The organism is Paraniabella hibiscisoli (assembly GCF_022512515.1).
Classification (GTDB): Bacteria; Bacteroidota; Bacteroidia; order Chitinophagales; family Chitinophagaceae; genus Niabella; species Niabella hibiscisoli.
In genome coordinates this window covers 376,876-401,761 of the sequence record NZ_JAKWBK010000002.1, presented here as the reverse complement: position 1 = coordinate 401,761, position 24,886 = coordinate 376,876, and the positions used below count along the sequence as shown (strand labels likewise).

The window sequence follows — 24,886 nt, the reverse complement described above, 5'->3', positions numbered from 1 at the left end:
CTCCGGTATGTATAACGATCGCCAGAGTAAGGCCTATGGCCTGAATGCCTCGTTGGTATATGCACCCAATAAAGGATTATTTAAAGGACTAAGTATGAGGTTGCAGGCTGCCACTAACGCCTCAGCCAATAAAACAGATGAGTATCGTCCGCAATTTGAAGTGTACAATTTTGCCCGTACCGGTAGCAATCTTTTAATGTACCGCGATTCTGTTATTGGTAATCCCATTATTATTAACGGTGGTGATAACTCAAGGCTTTCTCTTTCGCAGGATCAGGGTCAGTCATTCAGGATGTTCTTAACACTTACTTATTCGCGTAGTATTGGCCGTCACGATTTCAATATTATGGCAGGCGGTGAGGAGTCAAGAAGCAAAAGCGCTGGCATCGGCTATTATTATTCTAACCAGCAAATAGCCGATCAGCCTTATTTCTGGGCCTTTAATCCACTGCCTACGGCTAATACACCATCTGTGACCCGTAGCGGTAAGCGTTCTTTCTTTGGCAATTTTAACTATACCTACGCTGGTAAATATACGTTAGAGGGTACAGCCAGGCTGGATGCATCTTCCAATTTTGCCGTTCCCAAAATGTGGGGCGTGTTTCCAAGAGTGGGTGCCAGCTGGGTAGTAAGTTCCGAGCCATTCTTCAAAAACCATGCACCATCTTTTATTAATTATGCGAGATTGAGGGCTAACATTGGTATAACCGGTGAGGACCGCATCAACGCCAATCTATGGCGCGAGCGCTATAAGATCAATGTGGGTTCCTATCTGTTTAATGAACAGAACCTGGCTGGTTTAAGACCCGAGATATATCCTAACCCCAATATTACCTGGGAGAAAAACCGCACTTTCAATTTTGGAGCAGACCTAACCTTATTTAATAATCATCTTACCGTTGGTTTTGAAGCGTTCACTACTAAAAACTACGATGTATTTGATAAGGGCAATGATCAGAACTTCCCGATGTATGCCGGCTTTATGGCGCGGTGGTGAATAATCGTACCATGTATCGCTGGGGTACAGAGTTTTCTTTTGGATATAATGCCAACCTGGGTAAGGATCTTAGATTTAAGGCAGGTACCAACTTCGGTTTTGGCCGTTCTATTATAGCACAAATGTTTTATAACAGGTTCCAGTTATGGGAAGATCAATATGCTGAAGATTGGGGTGCCTTCACGTTTGGATTGGATCCGAATATTTACAACGGAGGCAACTATGGTATGATCGTGGATGGCATGTTCCGTAGTCAGGAAGAAGTAGATGAATTTATGTCTGCAAATCCAGGCTATACCATGTTTACGAAAGTGCCCGAGCCAGGCTGGTTAAAATATAAAGATATAGATGGCAATGGTATTATTACCGATAGGGATAGAACGATGCTTTTCAAAAAGGTACTGCGCCCCGGCTCTCTACTGGTTTGCAACTGGGACTGGGTTACAAGGCAGTGGACTTTCGCGTAAACATCGGAGCTAATATTGGCGGTAAAGTGTTTTACGACAGTAAGTCCCGGAGAAGTGTGGCCACCGCTTTAAAGAATGTACCGAACTACTGGAACGATACCTGGTCAGTAGAAAATCCGGATGCTAAATTCCCTAGGTATGATGATCCCTCGATCAGTATGGAATCAGATTTCTGGGCGGTAGATGGTACTACGATCCGCGTTAATGATATGACACTGAGCTATGCGGTACCTGCAAATTTTGTAAAGAAGATCGGTATCAAAAGTTTGCGGACATCAGTTGCTGCGAACAACCTGTGGGTAATCAGAAATCCTTTAAAATACAAAGACCCGGATAGTTCCTATATCTATGATTATCCCACTTTGCGTAACCTTTCCCTTGGTTTAAATATTGGTTTTTAACAACGATTGAGAAACTTAAAAATAAGTGATATGAAAAATAGATCATTAAAAAGAAACAGCCTGCTTTGGGTAATACTGCTTGCATTGTATTTGCCTGCTTGCCAGAAGACACGCGACCTGGTAACCTTCCAGGATCCCATGTCGGTGGATGCAAATATCTGGAACGACGAAGCTTCGGTACAATACCTGCTGATCGATACCTACCAGTTTATTATGCCTCAGTTTACTTATCAATATCGTACCAATAACTACCAGATGCATTTGGTAAGTGATGAAAACTATTGGTCTGCTACGGAGGGATTTGGTAAAAAATATTTCAATTTTTCCGGGTTTCTGCTGCCAGATGAATGCCGCTATGTGGCCCAGAAATATGCAGGAGCCAACTACGGTGAAAACAGGTATTTTGATTTGGCTAAAGCTAACCTGGGCATCAAAAATGTGCCAGGCAGTATTATACCTGATGCAGGTAAGAAACGCTTGCTGGGACAGTTTTATGCCCTGAGAGGAATGGGCTATATGGGACTTACCCAAATATATGGTGGCATGCCCCTGGTGCTGGAGCCTCAGAGTCCGGGAAGGCTAGATCTTGCAGGTCGCGAAAAAGCAAGTGTGATGTTTACGTCTATCGTTCGTGATTATGACTCGGCCATCTCTAACCTGAAGGATGTACCCTGGAATACACAAACCGGTGGCAACGATGCAACCGACCGGGGCCGTTTTAATCAATCGGCAGTAGCTGCTTTGAAAGCAAGAGCATTGTTATGGTGGGCCAGCCCTTTGTTCAACCCCGAAAATGACGGAAAGCATACCTATCATCCTGAAAGATGGCAGGCTGCTCACAAAGCGGCACAGGAAGCTTACACGATGGCTACTAATGCCGGGTATAAGCTGATGCCCAATTATGCAACTATTTTCCAAACGGAAGGAAAGGCGAATACGGAAGCTATACTGGTGAGATCTTATTCATCCACCCAGTATAGAAAATTTCATGCGGTAGAAACAGATAGTCGTCCAAGCTCGGAAGGCGGTAGCCCTCAGGATTGGTACAACCCCAGTAAACAAATGGTTGATGCTTACCTGATGAAAGATGGCCGTCCTAAAGATGCTGCCAGTACCACCTATCCATATGATGAGGCTCTTTTCTATGCCAACAGGGATCCGCGTTTTGATGCTACTATTGTTTTTAACGGTGCTACATGGCCTTTAAGCGGCAAAACTAACCGCAAGCAGTGGACTTATTTCCAGGCCAAGGTAGACGGGCAGAATGAATCGGCTAAACCCTTCTATGTGAAACGGTTTTCGGTACCGGCTTTGGCGAGAACCTCTGTAGGCTCGGCTAACGATGTAGGTGGCAACGGCCTTGATTGGATAGAAATAAGGTTGGCAGAATTGATGCTGATCCTTGCTGAAACGGCTAATGAAACGGGTGATTTAGGTACCGCTAAAGATATGGTAAGGCAGCTGCGGGTTAGAGCAGGCGTTGTAGCCGGCACGGCAGATTATGGACTGGCGCTGGCTACTAATAAAGACGAGATGCGGGAACTGATCATGAATGAGCGCATGGTAGAAATGGCTTTTGAAGGAAAGCGTCACGATGATTTGCGCAGAACCCGTCGTACGCATAAACTGCAGGGCCAGCTGGCTCAGATGCAGCAGATGCAGTTTAAGGTACTTGCTTTAAGAGATTCGTTGGAAAAGCCTATTGGACCCAATAGTATGGGTATTGATCCGAATGCGTTGAGAAGGGATACGTTGAATATCTATAATAAGGCCTCAATCCAGGTGTATTTTAATACGTCCTATTTATGGAACCCGCCTTCAGGTAATGGCCCCTTTGCCATGCCGGAAGAATATTATTTCTTCCCCTTAGCAACCAGTTTTTAAACTCAACCCCGTTGCTCGAGCAAACAATCGGCTGGCCCGGGGCACATTTGATCCACTTGATTAATCAACCAAAAAAAATTAAAATGAAACTTAATTATATTCTTGCAAGTGCTATATTAGTAGGGGGCCTGGGTATAGCTGGCTGTAAAAAAGGCGAATTGGGTGAGCCAAAGTATTTAGCGGCGGGGTACCACACGTACCAAATGTGCTCAATATGTTCAAGGTAAAGCTAACCGTGAATAAGAGTGAGCCTTATGCGATTGGCCCGGACGGTGTTATCAATATCGGCCCTAAGGATTCAGCGATTATCGATTATACGATCGAGTCGCCGGAAGCTGATATGTACCAGGTGGCGCTTTATAAAACCGGTGGTGGGCTTCCTTCGCAAAGAATTCCAGTTACAGGAGGTATGAATCGCAGGGTTTACTCAGGACGGTTTAAATTTTATGCGCAGGACCTTGGCTCTGGCAGTACTACATCTTACCGGATCTGGGCTAACGATGCCAACGGAGTCTACCTGGGCGATGGCGGTTTGAAGTTTACGATTTATGTAAATTCTGATATGCAATACTTTACTAACCGAAGGCTTTTTACGCCTGATTCAGTAACAGGGGAGGAGCCTTGCTATCTGTCGCTTTCTGATGGTCAGCTTTATAGTTATACTACCGGCGGGCCACATTCAGCAACAATCGATTTAGGACTGTTTACAAAAAGAGATACGACAAAAGTGGAAGTAAAAGATGGTGTTACTACATATACTTTGGCAAATCGTAACTATCTGTATTCCTTGTCAGCAAGTCCATTACCGTTTGCACATTACGATATCAGCAGCTGGGTTAAGCGGGGCACATTGTTTTCCAAACAGGTCACCGGTGGAAGCATTACCGATATCGTAAAAAGTTTAGTACCAGTGCTAAAATTGAAGCGGAGGCAAAAAAGCAAACCATCAACCTCACTATGGTGCCGGCAAATATGGCTGCTTCTAATAGTCTGCCCCTGGCTGCCGGACAATATATTTATTTTAAAACACCTGAGGGAAAGTATGGCGTTATATTAATACAGGCTATGACAGGTGATTATCGTTTTAATCAATATTTACAACTGGTGTGGAGGATACAGAATTAATGTGCAGGTACAAAGGCCAGCAATTGGTGGTTCAGCAAAACAGTGCACACCACCGCACTTCAATTTCAGATTCGACTCCTTTATATAAGCACTGAGTACTACAAAGTTGGTAACATGTTTCAATTTTCGGTACCAGGATTATTCGGTCAATCGTTTACAAAGCGTCCCCTGTTTCTACAGGGGATTTTTTATGCATATTTATTGTTAGCGGGTTCTTCTTCTTCTTTACTGCCCCTGGAAATCTCTACCTCATTGAAATCGTTTACATAAATAGTAAAATCTTCCATTTTCTTAGTGAAAGCTTACATTGTTAATGGTTTCTTAACGACCTACTTTTGAATAGTAAACGATTGACTTATGCTTGTTTTTTAAACTGCTTTTGTCAAACAAAATTTTTACCGTCATAAATTTTATCACTGGTTGATGATCTGTGGATCATGTGTTCGGGTGGTTATATAAATGATATACTGACTTTAAAACAGGGTTGTTTTAAGAAAGTGTGTATATCCTGATGGAGGAGTAATGCCAGGTAGAAACGATTACGCCAAACAATTGACTTATTAACTGTATATATTTTTTTTAAACGAAAGCCATATGTATTTCAAGCACATTTTGAAATTTACGTGTCTGCTTGTGTTATTAGCGCTCTTTAGCGGTAATGTGAATGCACAAACCAGATCAATTAACGGTAGCGTTTTGGATGACGCCTCCGATGAACCGGTAGCCGGAGTAACGATCCGTGTGAAAGGCGGTCCGCAGAGCGCCGTGACGGATGCTAAAGGAAGCTTTACTATAAACGTCCCTACTACAGGAGGAACCTTAGAATATTCTCATGTTGGTTATGAGATTGGGACTACTAGTATACCAGCTGAAGGTCCTTTAGTGATCAGGGCGAAGAAGCTTAATGTAAGTATGGACGATGTTGTTGTGATCGGCTATGGTACTGCAAAGCGGTCGGGTTTGACAGGGGCAGTAGCAACTATTAAAGGACAGGAAATACAGGATGTGCCCTCGCCCAATATAGCCGGGGCTTTGAGAGGTAGGATCGCGGGATTGAGCGTTAGCCAGGCTTCTGGTCGCCCTGGGGCCGGGATTAGTTTAAATATTCGAAGTTCAGCCAGTTCGGATCAGGCGCAGCTATTAGGTGTAACCACCGAGCCCCTATATATAATTGATGGTATTACGGTAACAAAAGATGCTTTTGACAATATTGATCCTGCCATGGTAGAAGATATCGTTGTATTAAAAGATGCCGGCTCAGCAGCAATTTATGGTGCTTCAGGGGCTAATGGGGTTGTTTTATTAACTACCAAGAGAGGCAGACCCGGCAAGCCCCGGTTTTCTTATAATGGCTATATGGGTATATCTGATGCTACCAGGTTACCCGAGATGATGACCGCTTATGAGCATGCGATTATGCTTAATGATGGTTTCAAAATCGGCAATGCTAATGCCAGCTCTTTTTTCCGAATCTGACCTGGCTTATCTAAAAACATCAAACAATCCCACCTGGTTAGATCAGCTTTGGAAGCCGGCTTCAATGCACCGGCATAATGTAAGTATGTCGGGTGGTAGTGATAAGGTTACTTATTTTGTGGGCGGTAACTATCAGAACGAAAATGGGAACTACGCAGGTATCAAACAGGATAAATACGGATTCAGAGCGGGTGTTGTGGCTACTATCGCCAGGGGCCTTAAAGCTGATGTCAATTTTAACGTAGATCACCGCGTCCGCTATAGCGGTAATCCGACCGCCAACGAGGATCAGGCTTTTATCGAAGCAATGGTTCAGGTACCGCGTTGGATACCGATTGATTTTAATGGAAATTATGTTAATCTCGGAGGCTCTAATCCCAATCCTTTGGCAGCGATTGGGTCGGGCTACTACCGTGAGGATAAAACGGCGGGCTACCGCATCAACACCGCTATTTCTTACGACTTTTCGGGTTTTCTTGAGGGACTTACTGCCAGGTTTCAGATATCCCAGGCATCCGATAACGGTAGCAATACCACCTATCGTCCGCCTTATACACTATATAACTTTGCAGGCTTTGGTCCCGGCAATATTATACCAAGGGATAGTGTGATAAGTAGTACTGTTATTAATGCAGCCGGAAACTCTTTGTATGAACCTAGTTTGAGCAGATCTAACAGCTATCAGGGCTTTTTACTTTACAGTATAAGAAAACAATTGCTACTAACCATAATCTGACTGTTTTACTCGGTGCCGAGCAATCGGAAAATAACAGCGAGTCGGTGGGTGTTCGGTGGATTAACCAGATACTGCCCGGTTTAGATGACTACTGGGCTTTTGATCAGTCCACCATTACTCCTTCGAGAGGGATTACAGTAGGTGTAAGAAGATCTTTTTTGGTCGCCTGAATTACGACTATATGGGTAAATACTCACTGGAGGCTGTTACGCGTTTAGATGCGTCGTCCAATTTTGCCTTGGGAAAGGTTTGGGGTGTTTTTCCCAGCGTAGGAGCAGGATGGGTGGTAAGTAAGGAAAACTTTTTTAAAGACAATGTAGAATTTATCAATTTTTTGAAATTACGGGCCAGTTACGGTATAGTGGGTAACAGCTCAATAGATGCGTGGCTATGGAAGGAGCGTTACAGGGTAGATGTTTCCGGCTATTTGTATAACAATACACTGCAGGGCGGCCTCAACCCGGATCGTATTCCTAACCCGGATATTTCCTGGGAGAGCAAAAGGACTTTTAACGCCGGTTTGGAAATGGCCATGTGGCGCGATAAGATTACATTCAACATTGATGTTTTTCAAAACCATGGCTACGATATGTTTGACAAAGGTGCAGACGCTTCATTTCCCGCATTCGCCGGGCTTTGCAGCTCCCGTGGTTAACTACATGGAAAGGTACAACTGGGGTAGTGAATTTACCATTGGATACAGAGCTAACCTTGCAAAAGATCTGAAATTGAATGTAAGTACCAACTTCGGCTTTGGTAATTCAGTTACTACCAGGATGCTTTATAATCCATTCCAGTTATTTGAAACTTCGCCACCCGACTGGCAGGTAGGATTTGGCACTGATCCCAGGAAATACACCAGCGGCAACTGGGGCTATCGATCGCTGGGTATTTTCAGAACGCAGGAGCAGTTGGATGATTTCATGGCAAAGAATCCTAACTACCTGATCAATAATGTATCGCCGCAATTGGGATGGTTATATTTTGAGGATACAAATGGTGATGGTGTGATTACTGAAAGAGATAAAGTGCCTTTATTTGACAGGATCGATCCTAAATTTGCAATGGGATTACAACTAGGTCTAACTTACAAGGCCATTCAGTTAAGAGCCAATATTGCCGGACGTTTCGGCGGAAAAGTTTTCTATGATTCCAAAGCAAGAGAGGCCGCCTCCACAGTTTCCAACCTGCCGGCTTTTATGAATGACAGATGGACTCCTGAGAATCCTAACGGCAAATTCCCAAGGTTTGATTCGCAGTTCTTTAACCAGGACTCAGATTTTTGGGCTGTAGATGGTACTATGGTTAGAGTAAACGATATGACACTAAGCTACTCGCTTCCTCAATCAATCATGTCGCGTATTGGCCTCACATCTGCGCGCCTGTTACTAACAGGTAATAATTTATGGGTACTTAAAAATCCTTTACCGTATAAAGATCCTTATCAGTCTTACGTATTTGATTACCCTACTATCCGAACCATCTCTGTTGGTTTGAGCCTGGGATTATAATCGTACACAAGTAAATATTCAAGCAATGAACAAGAAATTATATACAAGAATATCAGCGGTTTTAATGGTTGGTGCGTTGTTATCAGGTTGTGGTAAAAAAGGAGATGAATTCTTTCAATTAAGAGATAGGGGTGGTATCGATGGCGCTATTTGGAGTAACGAGGGAGCCATTCAATATCATTTGAATGAAGCTTATGATGTAATTATGCCGCAGTTTGCATACGAACTATTCCCTTCCGGAACTAATAGGGAAATTCATTTTGCTAGTGATGAAAATTACTGGTCAGCCACCAATGCAAATGCCCGTAAAACGATAGGGGTAAATGGAAGCCTAGCGGCTAACGATGTGCGTTATGTTGGCTTTAAATACCAGGGTGCCAACTATGGGGACAATGTATATTTTGATATAGCCAGGTGCAACAATGGAATTAAATATATTCCGGAGGGAACCATCCCTTTTGAAAGTAAAAGGAGATTTTTGGGGCAGTACTATGCACTTCGTGCGATGGCCTATTTAGACCTCACGAAAATTTACGGAGGAATGCCGCTCGTGCTGGAACCTCAAAATCCCGACAACCTTACATTGTCTGGCCGGGCGAGCGCCAGGAGATGTTTGTACAGATTGTAAAAGATTGTGACTCTGCGATGGCGAATTTACAGGGAGTAACCTGGACTGACGGTACGGAAAGGGGGAAATTAACCCGAACAGCAGCCGCAGCGCTAAAAGGAAAGGCATTGCTATTGTGGGCCAGTCCACAGTTTAACCCAATTGACAACTCAGCTCACCCTTATGACGCGAGCCGCTGGCAGGCTGCTTTTGATGCATGTAAAGCAGCCTATGATATTGCTATAGCAGATGGCAAAAGCTTGATGCCAAGCTATGAAAGCATTTTTCGGACAGAGGGAGCAGCCAACACTGAGGCGATCATTGTACGTTCTTACTCACCCTCTGTCGCCAAGCGCGGGCACAATGTGGAGTCCCGTAGCAGGCCATTGTCTGCTGGCGGTTCGCCTGCCGATAATTATTACGCCAGTGTTAACCTGGTAAATGCGTACACCATGAAGGATGGTACGCCCATTACCGCTGCGGGTAGCGGATATGACCCTATTCTTTTCTGGAAAGACAGAGATCCCCGGTTTGAAGCGACTATTGCTTATAATGGCAGCATCTGGAACCTCGGAAGTACTACCAACCGCAGGCAGTGGACGTATAACAACGCTATTGGTGAAACGGGCAGCAGAGGTGTATACTGTAAAAAGTTTACAACACCTGAACTGGCAAATGCTGCAGTTCCTTATTCCAATGACTTTGGCGGCAGTGGAATGGATTGGATTGAGTTGCGTTTGGCGGAGGTAATGCTGAACTACGCAGATGCCGCTAACGAAATAGGAAATATGGGTGTAGCAAAAGAGATGGTGAAACGCATCAGGCTAAGGGCTGGTATTATCGCAGGAACAAATGATTATGGTTTAAACTTAGTAACATCTGTGGAACAGATGCGTGATTTAATATTAAACGAAAGACAGGTGGAGTTTGCTTTTGAAGGCAAGCGTACCGAAGATTTAAGAAGAACACGCCGTTATCATTTATTATCAGGTAACTTAACAAGCCCTATTGTGATGCTGAGCGGTACTAACGATGCCCAAAGGAATGCTTTAAAAGCGCAGTTAGAACGAGTGGTAGATCCTGTTACCGGAACGATGTACAGAGATCAATTAAACTTAAATAATAAGGATACCCTGCAGAAATATTTTATTTATGGCGTAGTGCAGCCAGGTGGTACGGGCGGTTTTAACGTGCTCCCGGAATATTATTTCTACTCGCTATCCAATTTCTTTCTGTATTCCAGTCCTTTGTTAGAACAGACTATTGGGTGGGATGGAGGAAATTTTGACCCTCTGAGATAGCAGCAAATTAATTATTGAAAACAAACGAAATTTTAAGTAATGATAAAGCAAAATAAACTTTGTATTTCTCTGGTGTTGCTGTTAACAGTATCAGCATTTTTTACCTCTTGTAAAAAAACAGCACCCAATATATTTAACATGTTTGATGTAACACTAGACTTACATCAGAATAGTCCTTATAGTGTTACCGAAAACCAGACGTTGAATGAGGGGCGATAGTATCTACTTCGATTTTACAATCAATTCACCCACCAAGGAAATGTACCAGGTAGCGTTATTTCAATTAGGGGCCGCTTTACCCAACCTGCGCATTAATCTGGATGAATCAAACCGGCACACTTATTCAGGCGTGATTAAGGGCGTGGTTGGTGCTAACGGATTTGGTAATTTAAAAGACGGCGCTAATACTTTCAGGATATGGGCCTATGATAAGCAGGGCGTCTATTTGGGAGATGGCTACAAAACAATCACCATCAACGTGAATAACAAAATTATGCATATCGTAAACCGAAAAATTTATTTTCCGGACGTTGACAGTGCCAACGGGTCTGCAAATTCTTACATCTCATTAAACACGGGCGAAACTTTCAACTATCAGACAGGAGCAGCAAATTCCGACAAAATTGATTTGGGTATTTACAGAGTGGGGGAACAGGCACCAATGCACTCCGTTTTTATTCGCTTAGCGCGTCACCTTTACCTTTCACAGTCTTTAATATTTCATCCTGGACTAAACGGGCTACCCGATTCGCCAATCCTCAGAGCGGTCAGAATACTAATTTTTTGCGTAGTTATACAACGGGTGCAACACTAAATGCATATGTTAGGGGACGAAATCCCAATTTAGCTGCTACTACTTCAAATGCAGCCGTTAACCAGGTGATTCCTTTTTTAACGCCCGAAGGTAAGTACGGATTGGTATTAATTAACCAACTCAGTGCTACAGGCGATAGGCCCTTTATTGACGTAAGCATTAAATACGAATTGTAACCGATAACATTTTTAAACATATTGTTAAAGCTGCTCCAATTAGGGGTGGCTTTTTTCTTTTAGTAAAATTTTCCATTTTCTTAGTGAAACCTTGCATTGTTGGCCATGGCACAGCATTCTAATTTTATCGTCTAATAAAACGATTGCAATGGCTAGAGTTTCAAACGTATCTGTTCTATCCCTGTTGACGCTGTTTTCAGCGTTAAACGCCCGGTCTCAAAGTGCTGGTGGCGATGATTACCTGAATGTAATAAAGGAGCGTGCTTACAAGATCGTAGCACCGCTGGAAATAGTTGATTCAGTAAAATTTTACAGGGTACGGGATCAGATCGCGCAGGAGTACGCCGATATCAAAAAAATAGATGAAGATAAAACAGCAGCAACGGCCGCGATTAAAGCTAAAAACCTGGAAAAAACAGCTGCCGAATCCGAGCTGAAAAAAGTAACGGACGCATCGGAAGAAAATAGAACAAACCTGAACAAAAAATTTGTTCAATCGCTTTCCAAAGACCTGAATGCACAACAGATTGAAAAAGTAAAAGACGGCCTTACCTATAACGTGTTGCCAATAACCTACAAGGCACATCTGGATATGATCCCATCTTTAAAGGAAGAAGAAAAAAATACATTTACGATGCACTGGTAGAAGCCCGTGAGCATGCAATGGCCGCCGGATCAAGCGATGCTAAACATGGCTGGTTTGGAAAATATAAAGGACGTATCAATAACTACCTGGCTTCAAGAGGCTACGACCTGAAGAAAGAGCGGGAAGGTTGGTATGAAAGGACGAAGGCTCAAAAAAATAATCTCTGTTATTCTATACATTTCTTATTAAACGAAAATTGATATGAACGTGAAGCATGTTTTACGATTTGCTTGCCTGTTTGTGCTGCCCCTGTTTTTAGCGATGACGGCAGCGGCGCAAACCAGGACTGTTACAGGAACAGTGGTGGACGACTCCACGCAAGCGCCGATAGCGGGCGTTACCATAAAGGTAAAAGATGGCCCGCAAACAGCCGTAACCAATGATCAGGGTATTTTCACCTTGAATGTGCCCGCAAATGGCGCAGTTATTCAATACTCGCATGTGAACTATGAGTTTGGCGAAGTTGCGGTGAAGCTGGAAGGCGCGATGAATATTGCAATGAAGCGCGTGGAAAACAGCCTGGATGATGTAGTGGTAGTGGGATATGGTACGCAAAGAGCGAGAGATATCACCGGCTCTGTTGTAAATGTGGATCTTAAAAAGTTAACGGATATGCCTGTAGCTTCTATCACTGAAGCATTAAGAGGTCAGATACCCGGTGTAAATGTAACTGGCGGTAGTACCAGGCCTGGGTCTATGCCTAACCTCAACATCAGGCAACAGTTCAACTGGGGTAAAGATGGCGGGGGACCAACCCTTTAATTATTATCGATGATGTAATACAGGTAGATCCTCAAACGGGTCTCTCCAGCCTGGAAAGATTTAATCAATTAGATTTATCGGAGGTAGAAAGTATTACTGTTTTACGCGATGCGAGTGCCGCCATTTACGGATCCCGGGCATCCCAGGGAGCCATTGTGGTAAAAACAAAGAGAGGTAAGGCCGGAGCTCCACGTATTTCCTACAATGGTAAATTTGAAACCAATAACGCAGTGAGCCATGGTAAAGTAATGAACGCCCGCGAATTTGGAACCTATGCAAACAGGTTTGGTAAAGCATTAGGCTGGACGGTTGATCAGTTGTTTTCTGATGCAGAACTGGCAACGATGGATTCTTTAAATTATGATTGGTTAGCTAATGACTGGAGGGCTGCTAATGCGATGCAACACTCGCTGGATGTAAGCGGCGGTTCAGAAAGAGCTACTTATTTTGCAGGTGCATCTTATTATACGCAAGGAGCCAATCTAGGTTCTCAGGATTTCGACCGTTGGACTTACAGAGCAGGTACTGATATCAAAGTGTTAAACGGTTTGCGTTTAGGAGCTACTATTGCAGCGGCTAATACCAATCTCGAAAAATCGTTTACCAAGGTTAATATCACAGACGGTTATGCCGGGTGGTGGTGTAATGAACAAAACGATTATAGTATTTTATTGCACATGCCTAAGTATATTCCGTGGGTATACAATATAAACGGGGTCGATCAATATGTATCACCTCCCTTAGGACCACACAGATTAGGTAATGTATCGGGAAACAACTCTCTAAGCAATTGGAACTATTATGCATTACTGAACAATGGTTCTAAACAGTCGGACGAGAATTTTAATTACAATGCTAACTTTTCTTTAAACTATGAAATACCTTTTGTTAAAGGTCTTGCGGTTAAGTTTAATTATGGTTTAACGCAAAGCTCCGGGAAGACAGAGCAGGTAATGTTGCCCATGTCACTGGTAAGAAATCAGCAAGGGAACAAACTCAATAATCACTTATTCACTGATAACACTATATGGGATGCTGCTGTATTAAACAGATCCGGATCCAGAGTGTCGTATGATAACTTAACAACGAAAAACCAGCAAACCAACTTCTTTATTACCTACGATCGTAAGTTTGGTGATCATAATATTGCTGCGATGGGTAGTGTGGAGAAGGTGATCAACGGTTCAGAAAAAGAACGCAGTTATGGACGAACCCGGCTCCGGGAGTATACAACGGTACTTCCGTGAGTACGTTAGGTACTATTGATCCTCAAAATTCAATTACTTATCGCAATGAAAGTGGTACACTTTCTTATCTGGGTCGTTTAAGCTATGATTATAAAAGCCGGTATTTATTGCAGTTTGTTTTTCGTACCGATGCTTCTACAAGATTTGCACCTGCTAACTATTGGGGCTTCTTCCCAGGGGTATCTGCAGGTTGGGTGATCTCAGATGAGGATTGGTTTAAAGACAATGTTTCCTGGATGAATTACTTAAAGATCCGCGCCTCTTATGCTCTTACCGGTAATGACAATGTAAAACCGTGGAAGTGGTTGCAACTGTATAGTATACTACCCAGTACTGGTATGGGTTTTGGTCCGGCAGGTTCTACGTCTGGGGAGGTACATTTGCTCCGGGTATTACACCCGAAGTAACGCCTAATCCTAACATCAAATGGGATAGAACTACACAAAGAAACTTGGGAATTGATATGGGCTTTTTGAACAGGCGTTTATCGGTGACATTAGACGGTTACTATAATAGCAGTACAGACGTACTAACGGATATGGCTGGAGCTATCAATGTTCCTATATCTGTTGGAGGGGCTTTTGCTGAACAAAACTATAGTTCGTTTAATTTCTGGGGAACTGAAATATCAGCTACCTGGAAAGATAACATAAAAGATTTTAGCTATTCAGTAGGAATGAACTTTGGAATTGGTAATAATAAGGTTACCAAGTATATTGATCAGCCATTTAGTTACCCGGGTATAATGGAAAGAAGGAGAGATGTAGGTAATTCTACCATATTCCCAACATGGGGCTATACTACCTGGAAAGGAACTTCAGGTGGTGATGGTATTTTACGTACAGATGCTGATATAGATAATTATTGGGCTTATTTGACTGCGAATGCCAACAACTCTGGTGTAGCCGGAGCGGCTCCTAAATTTTTTGATATCAGCAATAAATCTGGTTTGAAAAAGGAATGCTGGTGTACGAGGATGTAGCCGGACAATTGGATGCCAATAATAAAACCATAGCAGGCCCAAATGGAGTGATTGCTGATGATGGACAGGATCTGGTGAAGCTGAGATCAGGGATGACTTATTCCGTTAATACAAATCTTAATCTTCAGTGGAAGGGGTTTCTTTGATGGCTCTTATTACCACATCATGGGGAGGAGCTACAGTATTAGATTATATTAAACAGGGTACCGGCAGCACGAACGCAATGTGGTCACCGCCTATTTATATGAATGATATGTACGATTCGGCAAGTAACCCAAATGGTAAGTATCCCAATATTGCTTATTCTGACGATTTCAGAGGAACCAACTCAGATTTCTTTTTGCTGCCAACTTTCCGCATGTTTGTTCGTAGTTTAAGTATTGGGTACGCGTTGCCAAAATCCTGGGTGGAGAAAGCAAAGATTGCTAATGCCAGGGTGTTTCTTTCAGGCATGAATCTTTGGGATTTTTACAATCCTTATCCTAATAAATACCGCAATATGTACGATGACCCGAGAACCCCTATCCAACCTTACGTACCTGGGCGCTCGGGGTAAACTTAGGGTTCTAAAAAATAATTCTAATTTTTATTATTAAAGATAATTATGAAAAAGCAAGTATTATTTCTGGTTGCTTCTACAATCCTGCTAATTACAACAGGATGTAGCAAGAAATTCCTGGAAGAAATGAAGCCATACGATAAGTACGGGGAGGAGGCTGTATTCGAAAACCAAACTCTTACAGGAGCATATGTTGATAGGATGTATAATTTCTATTTCTCAGCTTATAGAAGTCCGCTGCAACAGGTTGTGGGACAATATAATGATAGCAGATCTAGAATGACTGACGAGATAGGTGGTACTGTAAGTAACTATATCAATCCTAATGTAAACTTACAAACTGCAGCGCAGGCCGACGGTTATATTGGTACGGCTTTGGCTACATCGGGCGCTCCCAATAATCCTTATACCCGTATCCGCTTCGCGAATTTTCTGATACAAAAGATTGACGAATATGGACAGAATATAACCGAGGAATTCAAAAAAACGGCAAAGGGACAAATGTATTTCTTAAGAGCATTACAGTATTTTGATCTGGTTCGTGTATATGGAGGAGTACCGATCGTAACTACGGTGCAGGACGCAAGTCTTACAGATGAATCGATCAGGTTGCCACGTGCTACATCTTCGGAGTGCTTTGCACAAATTATAAAGGACCTCGATGAAGCTGCGGCGTTGTTGCCGATGCAGTGGGACGCCGCTAATTATGGAAGACTTACAGCTGCAGGGGCTTTAGCAATGAAAAGCCGGGTTTTGCTTACTGCTGCCAGCCCTTTATTTAATACAGATTGGGACAACACTGGCAGTGATAAGTGGCAAAAAGCTCTTGACGCAAGCCTGGATGCGGAGAGTAAATTAACAGCTGCCGGCTATGGCCTTTATGGGGCTAATGCAAAAGACTGGTCGGAAATGACATTCAAGAATGATAATGCATTCAATAAAGAGGCGCTGATTGTTCAGCTGTTATCCAGTACTAATACCAATACTATCGGTATTAATAATGGTTGGGAAAATTCTGTAAGACCTACAGATTATAAAGGAGGCGGAGGTTTGGCTGCGCCTAAAGAGATGCTGGATTTGTTTCCTATGGTCGATGGTTCCCGCCCTACTACGGCAAACGGGTATGTTGATACATTCTTTTTTGAAAAAGAGATCCCCGGTTCTATAGAACTTTTGCTTTCTCCGGCGCTAAATGGGGCATTGCTACAAATGCTAATAAGTCTACCTGGTTTTACAGATGGAAAACCAGCGCCACAGCGGCTTCCGGTACATTCCATAATAATAATCAAACCAATAGTCCGGGCCTGGTACGTAAAATGTCGAATCCGGCAGCTGATAGCACCGTATTTGCTTTTTCCGGAACTGATATTTTCGAGTATCGTTATGCAGAATTATTGCTGAACATTGCTGAGTGCTATGCAGCAAAAAACGAGATCGGTAATGCGGTTACCTACTTAAGTAAAATACGCGCCCGGGTGTATCCCTCTTCTGCTTCAGCAAACAACTATGGTATCGGAACACCGGCAAGTAAGTACGCTGCATTGGAAGCTTGTTTGTACGAGCGCAGAGTTGAATTGGCTTATGAGGGTAAGCGTTTTTGGGACATGCAGCGCTGGTTGTTGTACGACAATATCGCTCCTTATAATACTGTTCAGAAATTAGGACTTACTCCGGTAAACGGAACGCAGCGCAATGGCTATTATTGGCAAAGCATCACCTATAGTCCTGCGGCTACCAATCCTTTAACTGCTGCTGACCGGAATATTTTGATTGATCCTGATGCTGCTAATTTTGAGACTGAAATAGCAAAATTAAAAGCACTTGTTAGAGCTAAGTTTGTGATGACGCCTTTAGATCAGGCCTGGGACAGGGTTAATAATGTCAATACCACTATTTTGTTCCGTCCTAATTACTATTTATCGGGCCTTCCGGGTGGATTGCTGGGGAATAACCCATGGTTACAACAAACAGTTGGTTGGTTAGATTATTCAGGCGTACAGGGAACATTCGATTACAGACAATAAAACTGACTTATTTTTAATACTGTCAAAAAGGTCATCGCAAAACGAGCGATGACCTTTTCTTTGTAGAATCTGCTAGAAGTAATTTTATACCGGTTGGAAACCTGTATTATTTTCCCAAATCTTTCCGGTATCAGTAAAATATTACAGTTGCTTAGTGAATCATTGCATTGCAAACGACTGGTATACATTCTAATTTTATTCCGTAAACGCTTGCTATATATGCAGCCAACCTGTTTTTATAAGCTTTGCCATAATGGAAGGGATTATTTACTTATCGCGAAGGATTTAAACAGGGGAATCGTCAAAGTTTAGGTTATCATCGAATTATAAAGTGATTTGTTATTATGAAATGCCCATGAGTTGTTATCAAACCGTTCGTAATGATTATTCAGGCATTCCCAGTCTGCCAATAGGCAGGCATGTGACCATTAAAAAAATAGAGAATAAACACATGAATAAAAAAGTACTGTTAGGTTTTTTAATGGCTGGTGCAACTTCTGTTGCCCTGGCTCAGTATCCTAAGATCCCGAAAGAAGACCAGGAGCGTTCTGCTGCTATTATGAAAGCGGCTGACGTGCATTCTGACTCTATGTGGGCGATAGCCTACCCGATTATTAAAAAAGAAGCTACTGAAGGAAGACCGTATATTCCCTGGGCTTCACGTTTTGATGAATTACCTTATGCCGACATTCCTGCTTTTCCAGGCGCAGAAGGTGGTGGTAAATTTGTACGCGGCGGACGTGGCGGAAAAGTGATCGTTGTAACCAATTTGAATGATGATGGTCCGGGCAGCTTTCGTTGGGCATGCGAGCAGGGTGGTGCAAGAACGGTTGTATTTAATGTAGCCGGTATCATCAAACTAAAATCTCCGCTTATTATCAGGGCGCCTTATATTACTATTGCCGGCCAATCTGCGCCCGGTGATGGTGTTTGTATTGCCGGTGAAACTGTTTGGATCAATACCCACGATGTAATTGTTCGCTATATGCGTTTCCGCCGGGGTGATACCTGGGTGGGCAGAAGAGATGATGCCATTGGTGGTAATCCGGTAGGTAATATCATGATCGATCACGTGTCGGCTACCTGGGGATTGGATGAGAACATGAGTATGTATCGCCACATGTATAATGACAGCACCGGAAAGATCGAAGATAAATTTGGTACCGTAAACATCACCATTCAAAACTCCATTTTTGCTGAAGCATTAGATACCTGGAACCATGCTTTTGGCAGCACTTTAGGAGGAGAGAACTGTAGCTTTATGCGCAACCTCTGGGCCAACAATGCAGGGCGTAATCCATCAGTAGGATGGAACGGCGTTTTCAACTTCGTAAACAATGTTGTGTACAACTGGGTACATCGTTCTATCGATGGCGGAGATTACAGGGCACAGTTCAATATCATTAATAACTATTTTAAACCGGGACCTGCAACGCCGAAAAATAATGTAGGGCATCGCATCTTAAAGCCGGAAAGTGGTCGCAGCAAATTAAGCTATAAAGTTTACGGACGTGCTTACGTGAACGGCAATGTGATGGAGGGGTATCCTAAAATTACACAGGACAACTGGGCCGGCGGTGTACAGATTGAAGAAGAGGATGGCGTAGGCGAGCACCTGGGATATATGAAACAGGACAAGCCTTTGATCATGCCTAAGCTGACAACGCTCAGTGCAGATGCTGCAAAAACCTATGTGTTCAGCAACGCAGGTGCAACATTACCCAAGAGGGACCCGGTTGATACTCGTATCGTGGAGCAGGCGCGTACCGGTGTGGTGAAACCTATTGCGGGCGTAAAATTGCCCGAAACGCAGTTTGAGCACAGACGTTTGCCTATCGATTCTTACAAGCAGGGTATTATTACAGATATCAATCAAGTAGGCGGTTATCCTGAGTACAAAGGAACACCTTATAAGGATAGCGATAATGACGGTATGCCGGATGATTATGAAAGAAAGAAAGGTCTGAACCCAAATGATGCAGCAGACGCTTCTAAATTAGCTAAATCAGGCAATGGCTATACCAATATCGAAGAATACCTGAACAGCCTGGTAAACGTAGCTAACGTGGTACCTGCTGTCGCTAAAAAATAGTCTAATCAGGCGCGGAACATTTAAATGGTTTCGCGCCTTTTTTTAATAGTTTAGTTTTCTATTGATAATTTATAAAACGATTTTTTGTGAAACGATCCTTTTGCTTGCCGGTATTGCTGGCTTCATTTACTATATTGTCTAACTCATCCTTTGCACAGTATCCTGTTATTCCAAAATCGGTGGAAGACTCTGCTGAAGCGGCTTCTGCTGCTTACAGAAAGGCCTCTAATGAACGTTGGAATGCAGCTCAGAAAATAGTGGAGGCAGAAGCAAAAGCAGGAAAGCCTTACATCCCTTGGGCAGCCAAACCTTCTGATCTGCCGCAGGCAACTATAGCGGCTTTTCCGGGTGCGGAAGGTGGCGGCAAATTCAGCTTCGGTGGTCGTGGTGGTAAGGTGCTGGTGGTAACCAACCTGAATGACAGCGGTCCGGGCAGTTTTCGATGGGCCTGTGAAGAAGGCGGCGCAAGGATCATCGTATTTAATGTTTCAGGTATCATACAGCTAAAAAGCCCTGTTAGTATTAGAGCGCCTTATGTTACCATCGCCGGACAAAGTGCGCCGGGTGATGGTGTTTGCGTGGCCGGCGAATCGGTACTAATAGATACACATGATGTCATCATCCGTTTTATGCGTTTTCGAAGAGGTGCTACTGAAGTAACAAGAAGAGATGATGGATTAGGAGGTAATGGTGTGGGTAATATTATCATCGACCACGTTTCTGCAAGCTGGGGCCTGGACGAGAATATGAGTATGTATCGACATGTTTATGATCGCGATGGCAAAGCTTTAAAGCTGCCGACTGTAAACGTTACCATACAAAATTCTATCTTTTCTGAAGCATTAGATACATATAATCATGCTTTTGGTAGTACCATTGGTGGACATAATACCATGTTTACCAGAAACCTCTGGGCTAATAATATCAGTCGAAATCCATCTGTAGGTATGGATGGCGATTTTAACTTTGTGAACAACGTAGTGTTTAATTGGTGGAACCGAACCGCAGATGGAGGCGATCATCGCTCTTTCTACAACTTTATTAATAACTATTATAAACCCGGACCTATCACACCCGCCGGTGAACCGATCAGTTATCGCATTTTAAAACCTGAGTCAGGACGTGATACAGCTAACAGGAATACTTTTGGTAAGGCCTATGTAGCCGGCAATTATATAGAAGGCAATGCAAAAGTAACGGCTGACAACTGGGACGGTGGAGTACAGCCGAGTCAAAAAACGTAAAAGAGTTACTGGCTTCTATTCGCAGTGATAAACCTGTACAATTTGGACAGGTGACGGTAGTGCCGACTCAAGATGCCTACGATTATGTACTGAAAAATGTGGGTGCTATTTTGCCGGTACGCGATGCAGTAGACAAACGTATTGTAGAAACGGTTAAAACAGGTAAAGTGTATAATGCTCCCGATGCACAGGCTTATCGCGGTAGATTTATTAAAAGAAGATTACCAGATGACTCTTATAAACAAGGTATCATTACGCATCCATCGCAGGTAGGCGGATACCCGGTATACAAAGGAAGTCCTTATACAGATAGTGATAATGACGGGATACCGGATGATTATGAAAAGAAAAATAAACTAAATCCAAAAGATGGTGGTGATGCTAAACTGATAGCGAAAAACGGGTATAGCAATATTGAAAATTATTTGAATAGTTTAGTAGACATTGCAACAGTGAAACCGGCAAAGGGAATCAGCAAGTATTAATCATCGTAAAACTGGTAACAGTGCTTCAGTCAATTCTTAATCGTCTTTTTAAAGTTACAGCCATTTCAAAGATTTCTGTTTTTGAAACAAGCAAGACCATTGCTGGCAAATGTATGATGGTCGCTACGATTTTTGGGTCAGGTAGTGTGGTTTATGCACAAAAGCCTAAACCTCCCAAACCCATCCTGCCGGTTGTAGTGGAGAGGGGAAAGATTGTTTACAATGCGGATACTGTAACCGGAGACCGGGTACCCGACTTTTCTTATTGTGGTTACAAAGCTTCTGAAGAAGATATACCCACTGTGCCCGTAAAAGTGGTAGTACCCTTGGTAAAAGGAGATGCTACTGCTACCATTCAAAATGCCCTTGATAAAATAGCGGCCATGTCGCCGGAGGCCAATGGCTTCAGGGGCGTGGTATTGCTTTCAAAAGGTAACTATGAAGTTGCCGGACAATTGAAGATCACCGCATCAGGTATAGTATTGCGTGGCTTTGGCGCGCAGGGGCAAACTATTATTACCGGTAAAGGTGTTGACAGGGATGGGCTGGTGAGGTTTTTGGAAAAGATGATAAGAAAGTAGATAGCGAAAAAGCAATCACACAAAAATATGTGCCGGTTGGTGCTTCATCTTTTGAGGTAGCTGATCCGAAGGATTTTCAAGTCGGCGATCGGGTTCAGGTAAAAAGACCGTCTACACAGGAATGGATAACAGCACTGGGTACGGATGATTTTGGAGGAGGTGTTTCTGCTCTTGGCTGGAAGCAGGGAGATGTAGATCTTTATTTTGATCGTACCATCGTTGCCATCACCGGCAGAAAGATTACTGTTGATGTACCTTTAACAACTTCGTTGGATCAAAACTACGGCGGCGCAACAGTAGCAAAATATAGCTGGCCTGGCCGCATTTATAATGTTGGGATCGAAAACCTGACCCTTGTATCAGACTTTGACCGCTCCAACCCCAAAGACGAGGAGCACAGATGGATGGCTGTTACTTTTACTAATGTAGAAGATGCTTGGGTTCGGCAGTTGTCCTTTAAGCATTTTGCTGGCTCTGCTGTTTTTATTAATGAAACCGCGAAGCGTATTACCGTAGAAGACTGTATTTCTACCCAGCCTGTATCAGAAATTGGCGGGCAGCGGCGGTATACTTTTTTACACGTGGACAGCAAACCCTTTTCCAGCGATGCTTTGCAGCCAATGGGTATCATGATTACGGTGTAGGTCATGCAGCTCCTGGCCCAAACGCTTTCGTGCAATGTGTTGCTGAAAGACCCTACAGTTTTAGTGGCGCTATCGGCCGTTGGGCTTCGGGTATCTTGTTGGATATAATGGAGGTCGATGGTAATGCTATCAGGTTAGGCAATCGCGGTCAGGATGGACGTGGCACCGGTTGGTCAGCTGCCAATAGTTTTTATGGAATTGTACGGCTTCTTTAATTGAATGTGATAAACCACCCACTGCACAAAACTGGTCTTACGGAGCCTGGAGCGAGTTTGCCGGAAAAGGTTTTTGGGCAGAGTCTAATAATCATGTTAGTCCAAGGAGTTTTTATTACCTGCAGTTAGCGCAACGATTGGGAAAGAATTTTGAGAAACGGGCCGCCATATTGGATATAGGATCAGAAGCATCCAGCAGCCCCAGTGTGGCTGCTGCACAGGAGTTAACAGCCGAAGCTTCGAAGCCGAAGATAACAATGCCCGAGTGGATCGTACTGGCAGCAAAACGGAATCCAATCAGTACAGAGTCTGGCGGAGCCGTAATCATACAGCCTGCAGCTACAGAAAAAATACTAGTTAGCAACAAAGGATTGGAAATAAAAAACGGATGGCTCATTTATAAAGACTCCAAAGAACTAATTGCCGGCAGAAGGGAAGGAGTACCCTGGTGGACTGGTGGAGTGGAAGCCAGGCAGTTAGAACAAGCTAAACAGAAGCCTGCTCTTACCCGCTTTGTTCCCGGAAGAGTGGGACCGGGATTAACGGACGAGATAGAAGACGTAGTTCAAAATATGAAGCAGGGGAATACGGTGGCTGTCGAACAGCACTACGCACTTTGGTACGACCGCAGGCGCGATGATCATGAGAGAATACGACGGATGACCGGTGAAGTGTGGCCGCCTTTCTATGAGTTGCCTTTTGCCAGAAGCGGAAAAGATACGGCCTGGGATGGTTTAAGTAAATACGATTTAACGAAGTACAATACCTGGTACTGGAGCCGGTTGGCGCAATTTGCCAACCTGGCTGAGCAAAATCATTTATCACTCATTCATCAGCATTACTTTCAACATAATATTATAGAAGCGGGCGCTCATTATGCCGATTTTCCATGGCGTACTGCTAATAATATCAATAACACCGGATTTGTAGAGCCGGTTAATTATGCCGGTGAAAAACGTATTTTTTATGCAGAACAGTTTTATGATGTTTCTAACCCGGTTCGCAGAAAGTTGCATCAGCAGTATATAGAACAGTGCCTGAACAACTTTAAAAATAATAGCTCAGTAATACAACTCACCAGCGAAGAGTTTACAGGGCCCTTACATTTTGTCGAGTTCTGGTTACAAACTATCGCTGACTGGGAAAAGAAAAACCAGTCAAAACAGATTACGGGTCTGAGCACTACCAAGGATGTGCAGGATGCCATTCTGAAAAACCCTAAATATGCCCCTGCAGTAGATCTGATTGATATAAGATACTGGTATTACCAGACCAATGGGGAGCCTTATGCCCCTGAAGGTGGGAAAAACCTGGCACCCCGTCAATGGGCTCGCCAGATGAAATCAAAAGGAACTTCTTTCGATCAGGTGTACCGGGCAGTAAAAGAGTATCGGTTAAAGTATCCTGATAAAGGTGTTATGTACTCTGCAGAAGGCGCCGATCGTTTTGGGTGGGCTATCTTTATCGCTGGAGGCTCGATGCCGGTATTACCTAAAAATATAGATTCCGACTTTCTTAAAGCGGCGGCGGGTATGCAGCCTTCAAAAGCATCAGAAAATTATATGCTGGCCGGCAAAGAAGGTGTCATTGCTATGGCTAATGATAAGCAGTCTGTTACAATCGATCTTTCGAGCTATACAGGTAACTACGCCATTAATTTTATTGACATGGCTTCAGGAGCATTGCTGCCGGGGACAAAAACAGTTACCGCTGGCAAAGCTGTTACAATTGAGCTCCCTAAGCAAGGTGTCATGCTATGGTTAAAAAAATAATGGTAAGGCTAAATCTCATTCTGTTGTTAATGTAACTATTGCTTATAATAATGTAAAAAATTACTATCGTCGCAGGTTCTAAAAATAAAAAAACTACTTTCAATTTCTGATATCTGCCGCAGGTAACGGTGGCAGATA

28 protein-coding genes and 3 pseudogenes are annotated in these 24,886 nt (G+C 43.3%); all 31 read left to right on the top strand.

Annotation, left to right across the window (positions count from 1 at the left end; translation table 11 throughout):
- The first annotated feature begins 7 nt into the window (after window positions 1-7).
- Window positions 8-997 carry a SusC/RagA family TonB-linked outer membrane protein gene (locus tag MKP07_RS30665; RefSeq protein WP_240851886.1) on the top strand — a complete coding sequence of 330 codons (990 nt, stop codon included), beginning with the start codon at window positions 8-10 and terminating at the stop codon, window positions 995-997.
- Window positions 994-1,464: a hypothetical protein gene (locus MKP07_RS30660; RefSeq protein WP_240851885.1), complete on the top strand. Its 471-nt coding sequence runs from the start codon at window positions 994-996 to the stop codon at window positions 1,462-1,464. The genes MKP07_RS30665 and MKP07_RS30660 overlap by 4 nt, the downstream gene beginning before the upstream one ends.
- Entirely contained in the window at window positions 1,449-1,865 is a 417-nt protein-coding gene (locus MKP07_RS30655; protein WP_240851884.1) for a hypothetical protein, read from the top strand. The genes MKP07_RS30660 and MKP07_RS30655 overlap by 16 nt, the downstream gene beginning before the upstream one ends.
- 30 nt (window positions 1,866-1,895) lie before the next feature.
- The gene (locus MKP07_RS30650; RefSeq protein ID WP_240851883.1) at window positions 1,896-3,749 is read left to right on the top strand and encodes a RagB/SusD family nutrient uptake outer membrane protein; all 1,854 of its coding nucleotides are present in this window, start codon (window positions 1,896-1,898) and stop codon (window positions 3,747-3,749) included.
- Between the two features lie 214 nt (window positions 3,750-3,963).
- On the top strand, window positions 3,964-4,806 hold the full coding sequence (locus MKP07_RS30645; RefSeq protein ID WP_240851882.1) for a hypothetical protein: 843 nt from the start codon (window positions 3,964-3,966) through the stop codon (window positions 4,804-4,806).
- Window positions 4,807-5,486: 680 nt separating this feature from the next.
- Entirely contained in the window at window positions 5,487-6,350 is an 864-nt protein-coding gene (locus tag MKP07_RS30640; protein WP_240851881.1) for a TonB-dependent receptor plug domain-containing protein, read from the top strand.
- On the top strand, window positions 6,325-7,086 hold the full coding sequence (locus MKP07_RS30635; RefSeq protein WP_240851880.1) for a hypothetical protein: 762 nt from the start codon (window positions 6,325-6,327) through the stop codon (window positions 7,084-7,086). Before MKP07_RS30640 ends, MKP07_RS30635 begins: the two co-directional genes overlap by 26 nt.
- A gap of 44 nt (window positions 7,087-7,130) precedes the next feature.
- On the top strand, window positions 7,131-7,256 hold the full coding sequence (locus MKP07_RS40105) for a hypothetical protein (RefSeq protein ID WP_262920019.1): 126 nt from the start codon (window positions 7,131-7,133) through the stop codon (window positions 7,254-7,256).
- 11 nt (window positions 7,257-7,267) lie between these two features.
- Window positions 7,268-7,741, top strand: a complete 474-nt coding sequence (locus tag MKP07_RS30630) for a TonB-dependent receptor domain-containing protein (RefSeq protein WP_240851879.1) — start codon at window positions 7,268-7,270, stop codon at window positions 7,739-7,741.
- Window positions 7,680-8,597, top strand: coding sequence for a SusC/RagA family TonB-linked outer membrane protein (locus MKP07_RS30625; protein ID WP_240851877.1), 918 nt, complete (start codon window positions 7,680-7,682; stop codon window positions 8,595-8,597). The genes MKP07_RS30630 and MKP07_RS30625 overlap by 62 nt, the downstream gene beginning before the upstream one ends.
- Window positions 8,598-8,622: 25 nt before the next feature.
- Complete coding sequence (locus MKP07_RS30620) at window positions 8,623-9,225, top strand: hypothetical protein (RefSeq protein ID WP_240851875.1); 603 nt, start codon at window positions 8,623-8,625, stop codon at window positions 9,223-9,225.
- 17 nt (window positions 9,226-9,242) lie between these two features.
- The gene (locus MKP07_RS30615; RefSeq protein ID WP_240851873.1) at window positions 9,243-10,505 is read left to right on the top strand and encodes a RagB/SusD family nutrient uptake outer membrane protein; all 1,263 of its coding nucleotides are present in this window, start codon (window positions 9,243-9,245) and stop codon (window positions 10,503-10,505) included.
- Window positions 10,506-10,710: 205 nt separating this feature from the next.
- The gene (locus tag MKP07_RS30610; RefSeq protein ID WP_240851872.1) at window positions 10,711-11,319 is read left to right on the top strand and encodes a hypothetical protein; all 609 of its coding nucleotides are present in this window, start codon (window positions 10,711-10,713) and stop codon (window positions 11,317-11,319) included.
- Window positions 11,289-11,495: a hypothetical protein gene (locus MKP07_RS30605; RefSeq protein ID WP_240851870.1), complete on the top strand. Its 207-nt coding sequence runs from the start codon at window positions 11,289-11,291 to the stop codon at window positions 11,493-11,495. The genes MKP07_RS30610 and MKP07_RS30605 overlap by 31 nt, the downstream gene beginning before the upstream one ends.
- A gap of 148 nt (window positions 11,496-11,643) precedes the next feature.
- Window positions 11,644-12,341: pseudogene (locus MKP07_RS30600) on the top strand (DUF3826 domain-containing protein).
- A 1-nt stretch (window position 12,342) separates the two neighbouring features.
- Window positions 12,343-12,903 carry a carboxypeptidase-like regulatory domain-containing protein gene (locus MKP07_RS30590; RefSeq protein WP_240851865.1) on the top strand — a complete coding sequence of 187 codons (561 nt, stop codon included), beginning with the start codon at window positions 12,343-12,345 and terminating at the stop codon, window positions 12,901-12,903.
- Window positions 12,903-12,995 (top strand): annotated as a pseudogene (locus MKP07_RS41575) (hypothetical protein); the annotation flags it as partial. The gene MKP07_RS30590 and the pseudogene MKP07_RS41575, both read left to right, overlap by 1 nt.
- A gap of 63 nt (window positions 12,996-13,058) precedes the next feature.
- Entirely contained in the window at window positions 13,059-14,150 is a 1,092-nt protein-coding gene (locus tag MKP07_RS30580; protein ID WP_240851864.1) for a SusC/RagA family TonB-linked outer membrane protein, read from the top strand.
- Complete coding sequence (locus MKP07_RS30575; protein ID WP_240851862.1) at window positions 14,147-14,557, top strand: TonB-dependent receptor; 411 nt, start codon at window positions 14,147-14,149, stop codon at window positions 14,555-14,557. The genes MKP07_RS30580 and MKP07_RS30575 overlap by 4 nt, the downstream gene beginning before the upstream one ends.
- A 44-nt stretch (window positions 14,558-14,601) precedes the next feature.
- Complete coding sequence (locus MKP07_RS30570) at window positions 14,602-15,132, top strand: TonB-dependent receptor (RefSeq protein ID WP_240851859.1); 531 nt, start codon at window positions 14,602-14,604, stop codon at window positions 15,130-15,132.
- Entirely contained in the window at window positions 15,117-15,278 is a 162-nt protein-coding gene (locus tag MKP07_RS30565) for a hypothetical protein (protein ID WP_240851858.1), read from the top strand. The genes MKP07_RS30570 and MKP07_RS30565 overlap by 16 nt, the downstream gene beginning before the upstream one ends.
- Entirely contained in the window at window positions 15,275-15,688 is a 414-nt protein-coding gene (locus MKP07_RS30560; RefSeq protein WP_240851856.1) for a hypothetical protein, read from the top strand. The genes MKP07_RS30565 and MKP07_RS30560 overlap by 4 nt, the downstream gene beginning before the upstream one ends.
- A 48-nt stretch (window positions 15,689-15,736) precedes the next feature.
- A pseudogene (locus MKP07_RS41570) lies at window positions 15,737-16,390 on the top strand (RagB/SusD family nutrient uptake outer membrane protein); the annotation flags it as partial.
- 500 nt (window positions 16,391-16,890) lie between these two features.
- Window positions 16,891-17,715, top strand: a complete 825-nt coding sequence (locus MKP07_RS30550) for a RagB/SusD family nutrient uptake outer membrane protein (protein ID WP_240851979.1) — start codon at window positions 16,891-16,893, stop codon at window positions 17,713-17,715.
- Between the two features lie 451 nt (window positions 17,716-18,166).
- The gene (locus MKP07_RS30545; protein WP_240851978.1) at window positions 18,167-19,807 is read left to right on the top strand and encodes a polysaccharide lyase; all 1,641 of its coding nucleotides are present in this window, start codon (window positions 18,167-18,169) and stop codon (window positions 19,805-19,807) included.
- An 86-nt stretch (window positions 19,808-19,893) separates the two neighbouring features.
- Entirely contained in the window at window positions 19,894-21,051 is a 1,158-nt protein-coding gene (locus MKP07_RS30540) for a pectate lyase family protein (protein ID WP_317236145.1), read from the top strand.
- Window positions 21,052-21,101: 50 nt separating this feature from the next.
- A complete protein-coding gene (locus tag MKP07_RS41565; protein ID WP_317236144.1) occupies window positions 21,102-21,536 on the top strand; it encodes a hypothetical protein in 435 nt (144 codons plus the stop codon).
- A gap of 20 nt (window positions 21,537-21,556) precedes the next feature.
- A complete protein-coding gene (locus tag MKP07_RS30535; protein WP_240851854.1) occupies window positions 21,557-22,117 on the top strand; it encodes a hypothetical protein in 561 nt (186 codons plus the stop codon).
- A gap of 29 nt (window positions 22,118-22,146) precedes the next feature.
- The gene (locus tag MKP07_RS30530) at window positions 22,147-22,761 is read left to right on the top strand and encodes a hypothetical protein (protein ID WP_240851852.1); all 615 of its coding nucleotides are present in this window, start codon (window positions 22,147-22,149) and stop codon (window positions 22,759-22,761) included.
- Between the two features lie 29 nt (window positions 22,762-22,790).
- The gene (locus MKP07_RS30525) at window positions 22,791-22,976 is read left to right on the top strand and encodes a hypothetical protein (RefSeq protein ID WP_240851850.1); all 186 of its coding nucleotides are present in this window, start codon (window positions 22,791-22,793) and stop codon (window positions 22,974-22,976) included.
- Window positions 22,976-24,748, top strand: coding sequence for a DUF6298 domain-containing protein (locus MKP07_RS30520; protein WP_317236169.1), 1,773 nt, complete (start codon window positions 22,976-22,978; stop codon window positions 24,746-24,748). The genes MKP07_RS30525 and MKP07_RS30520 overlap by 1 nt, the downstream gene beginning before the upstream one ends.
- Window positions 24,749-24,886: the final 138 nt, after the last annotated feature.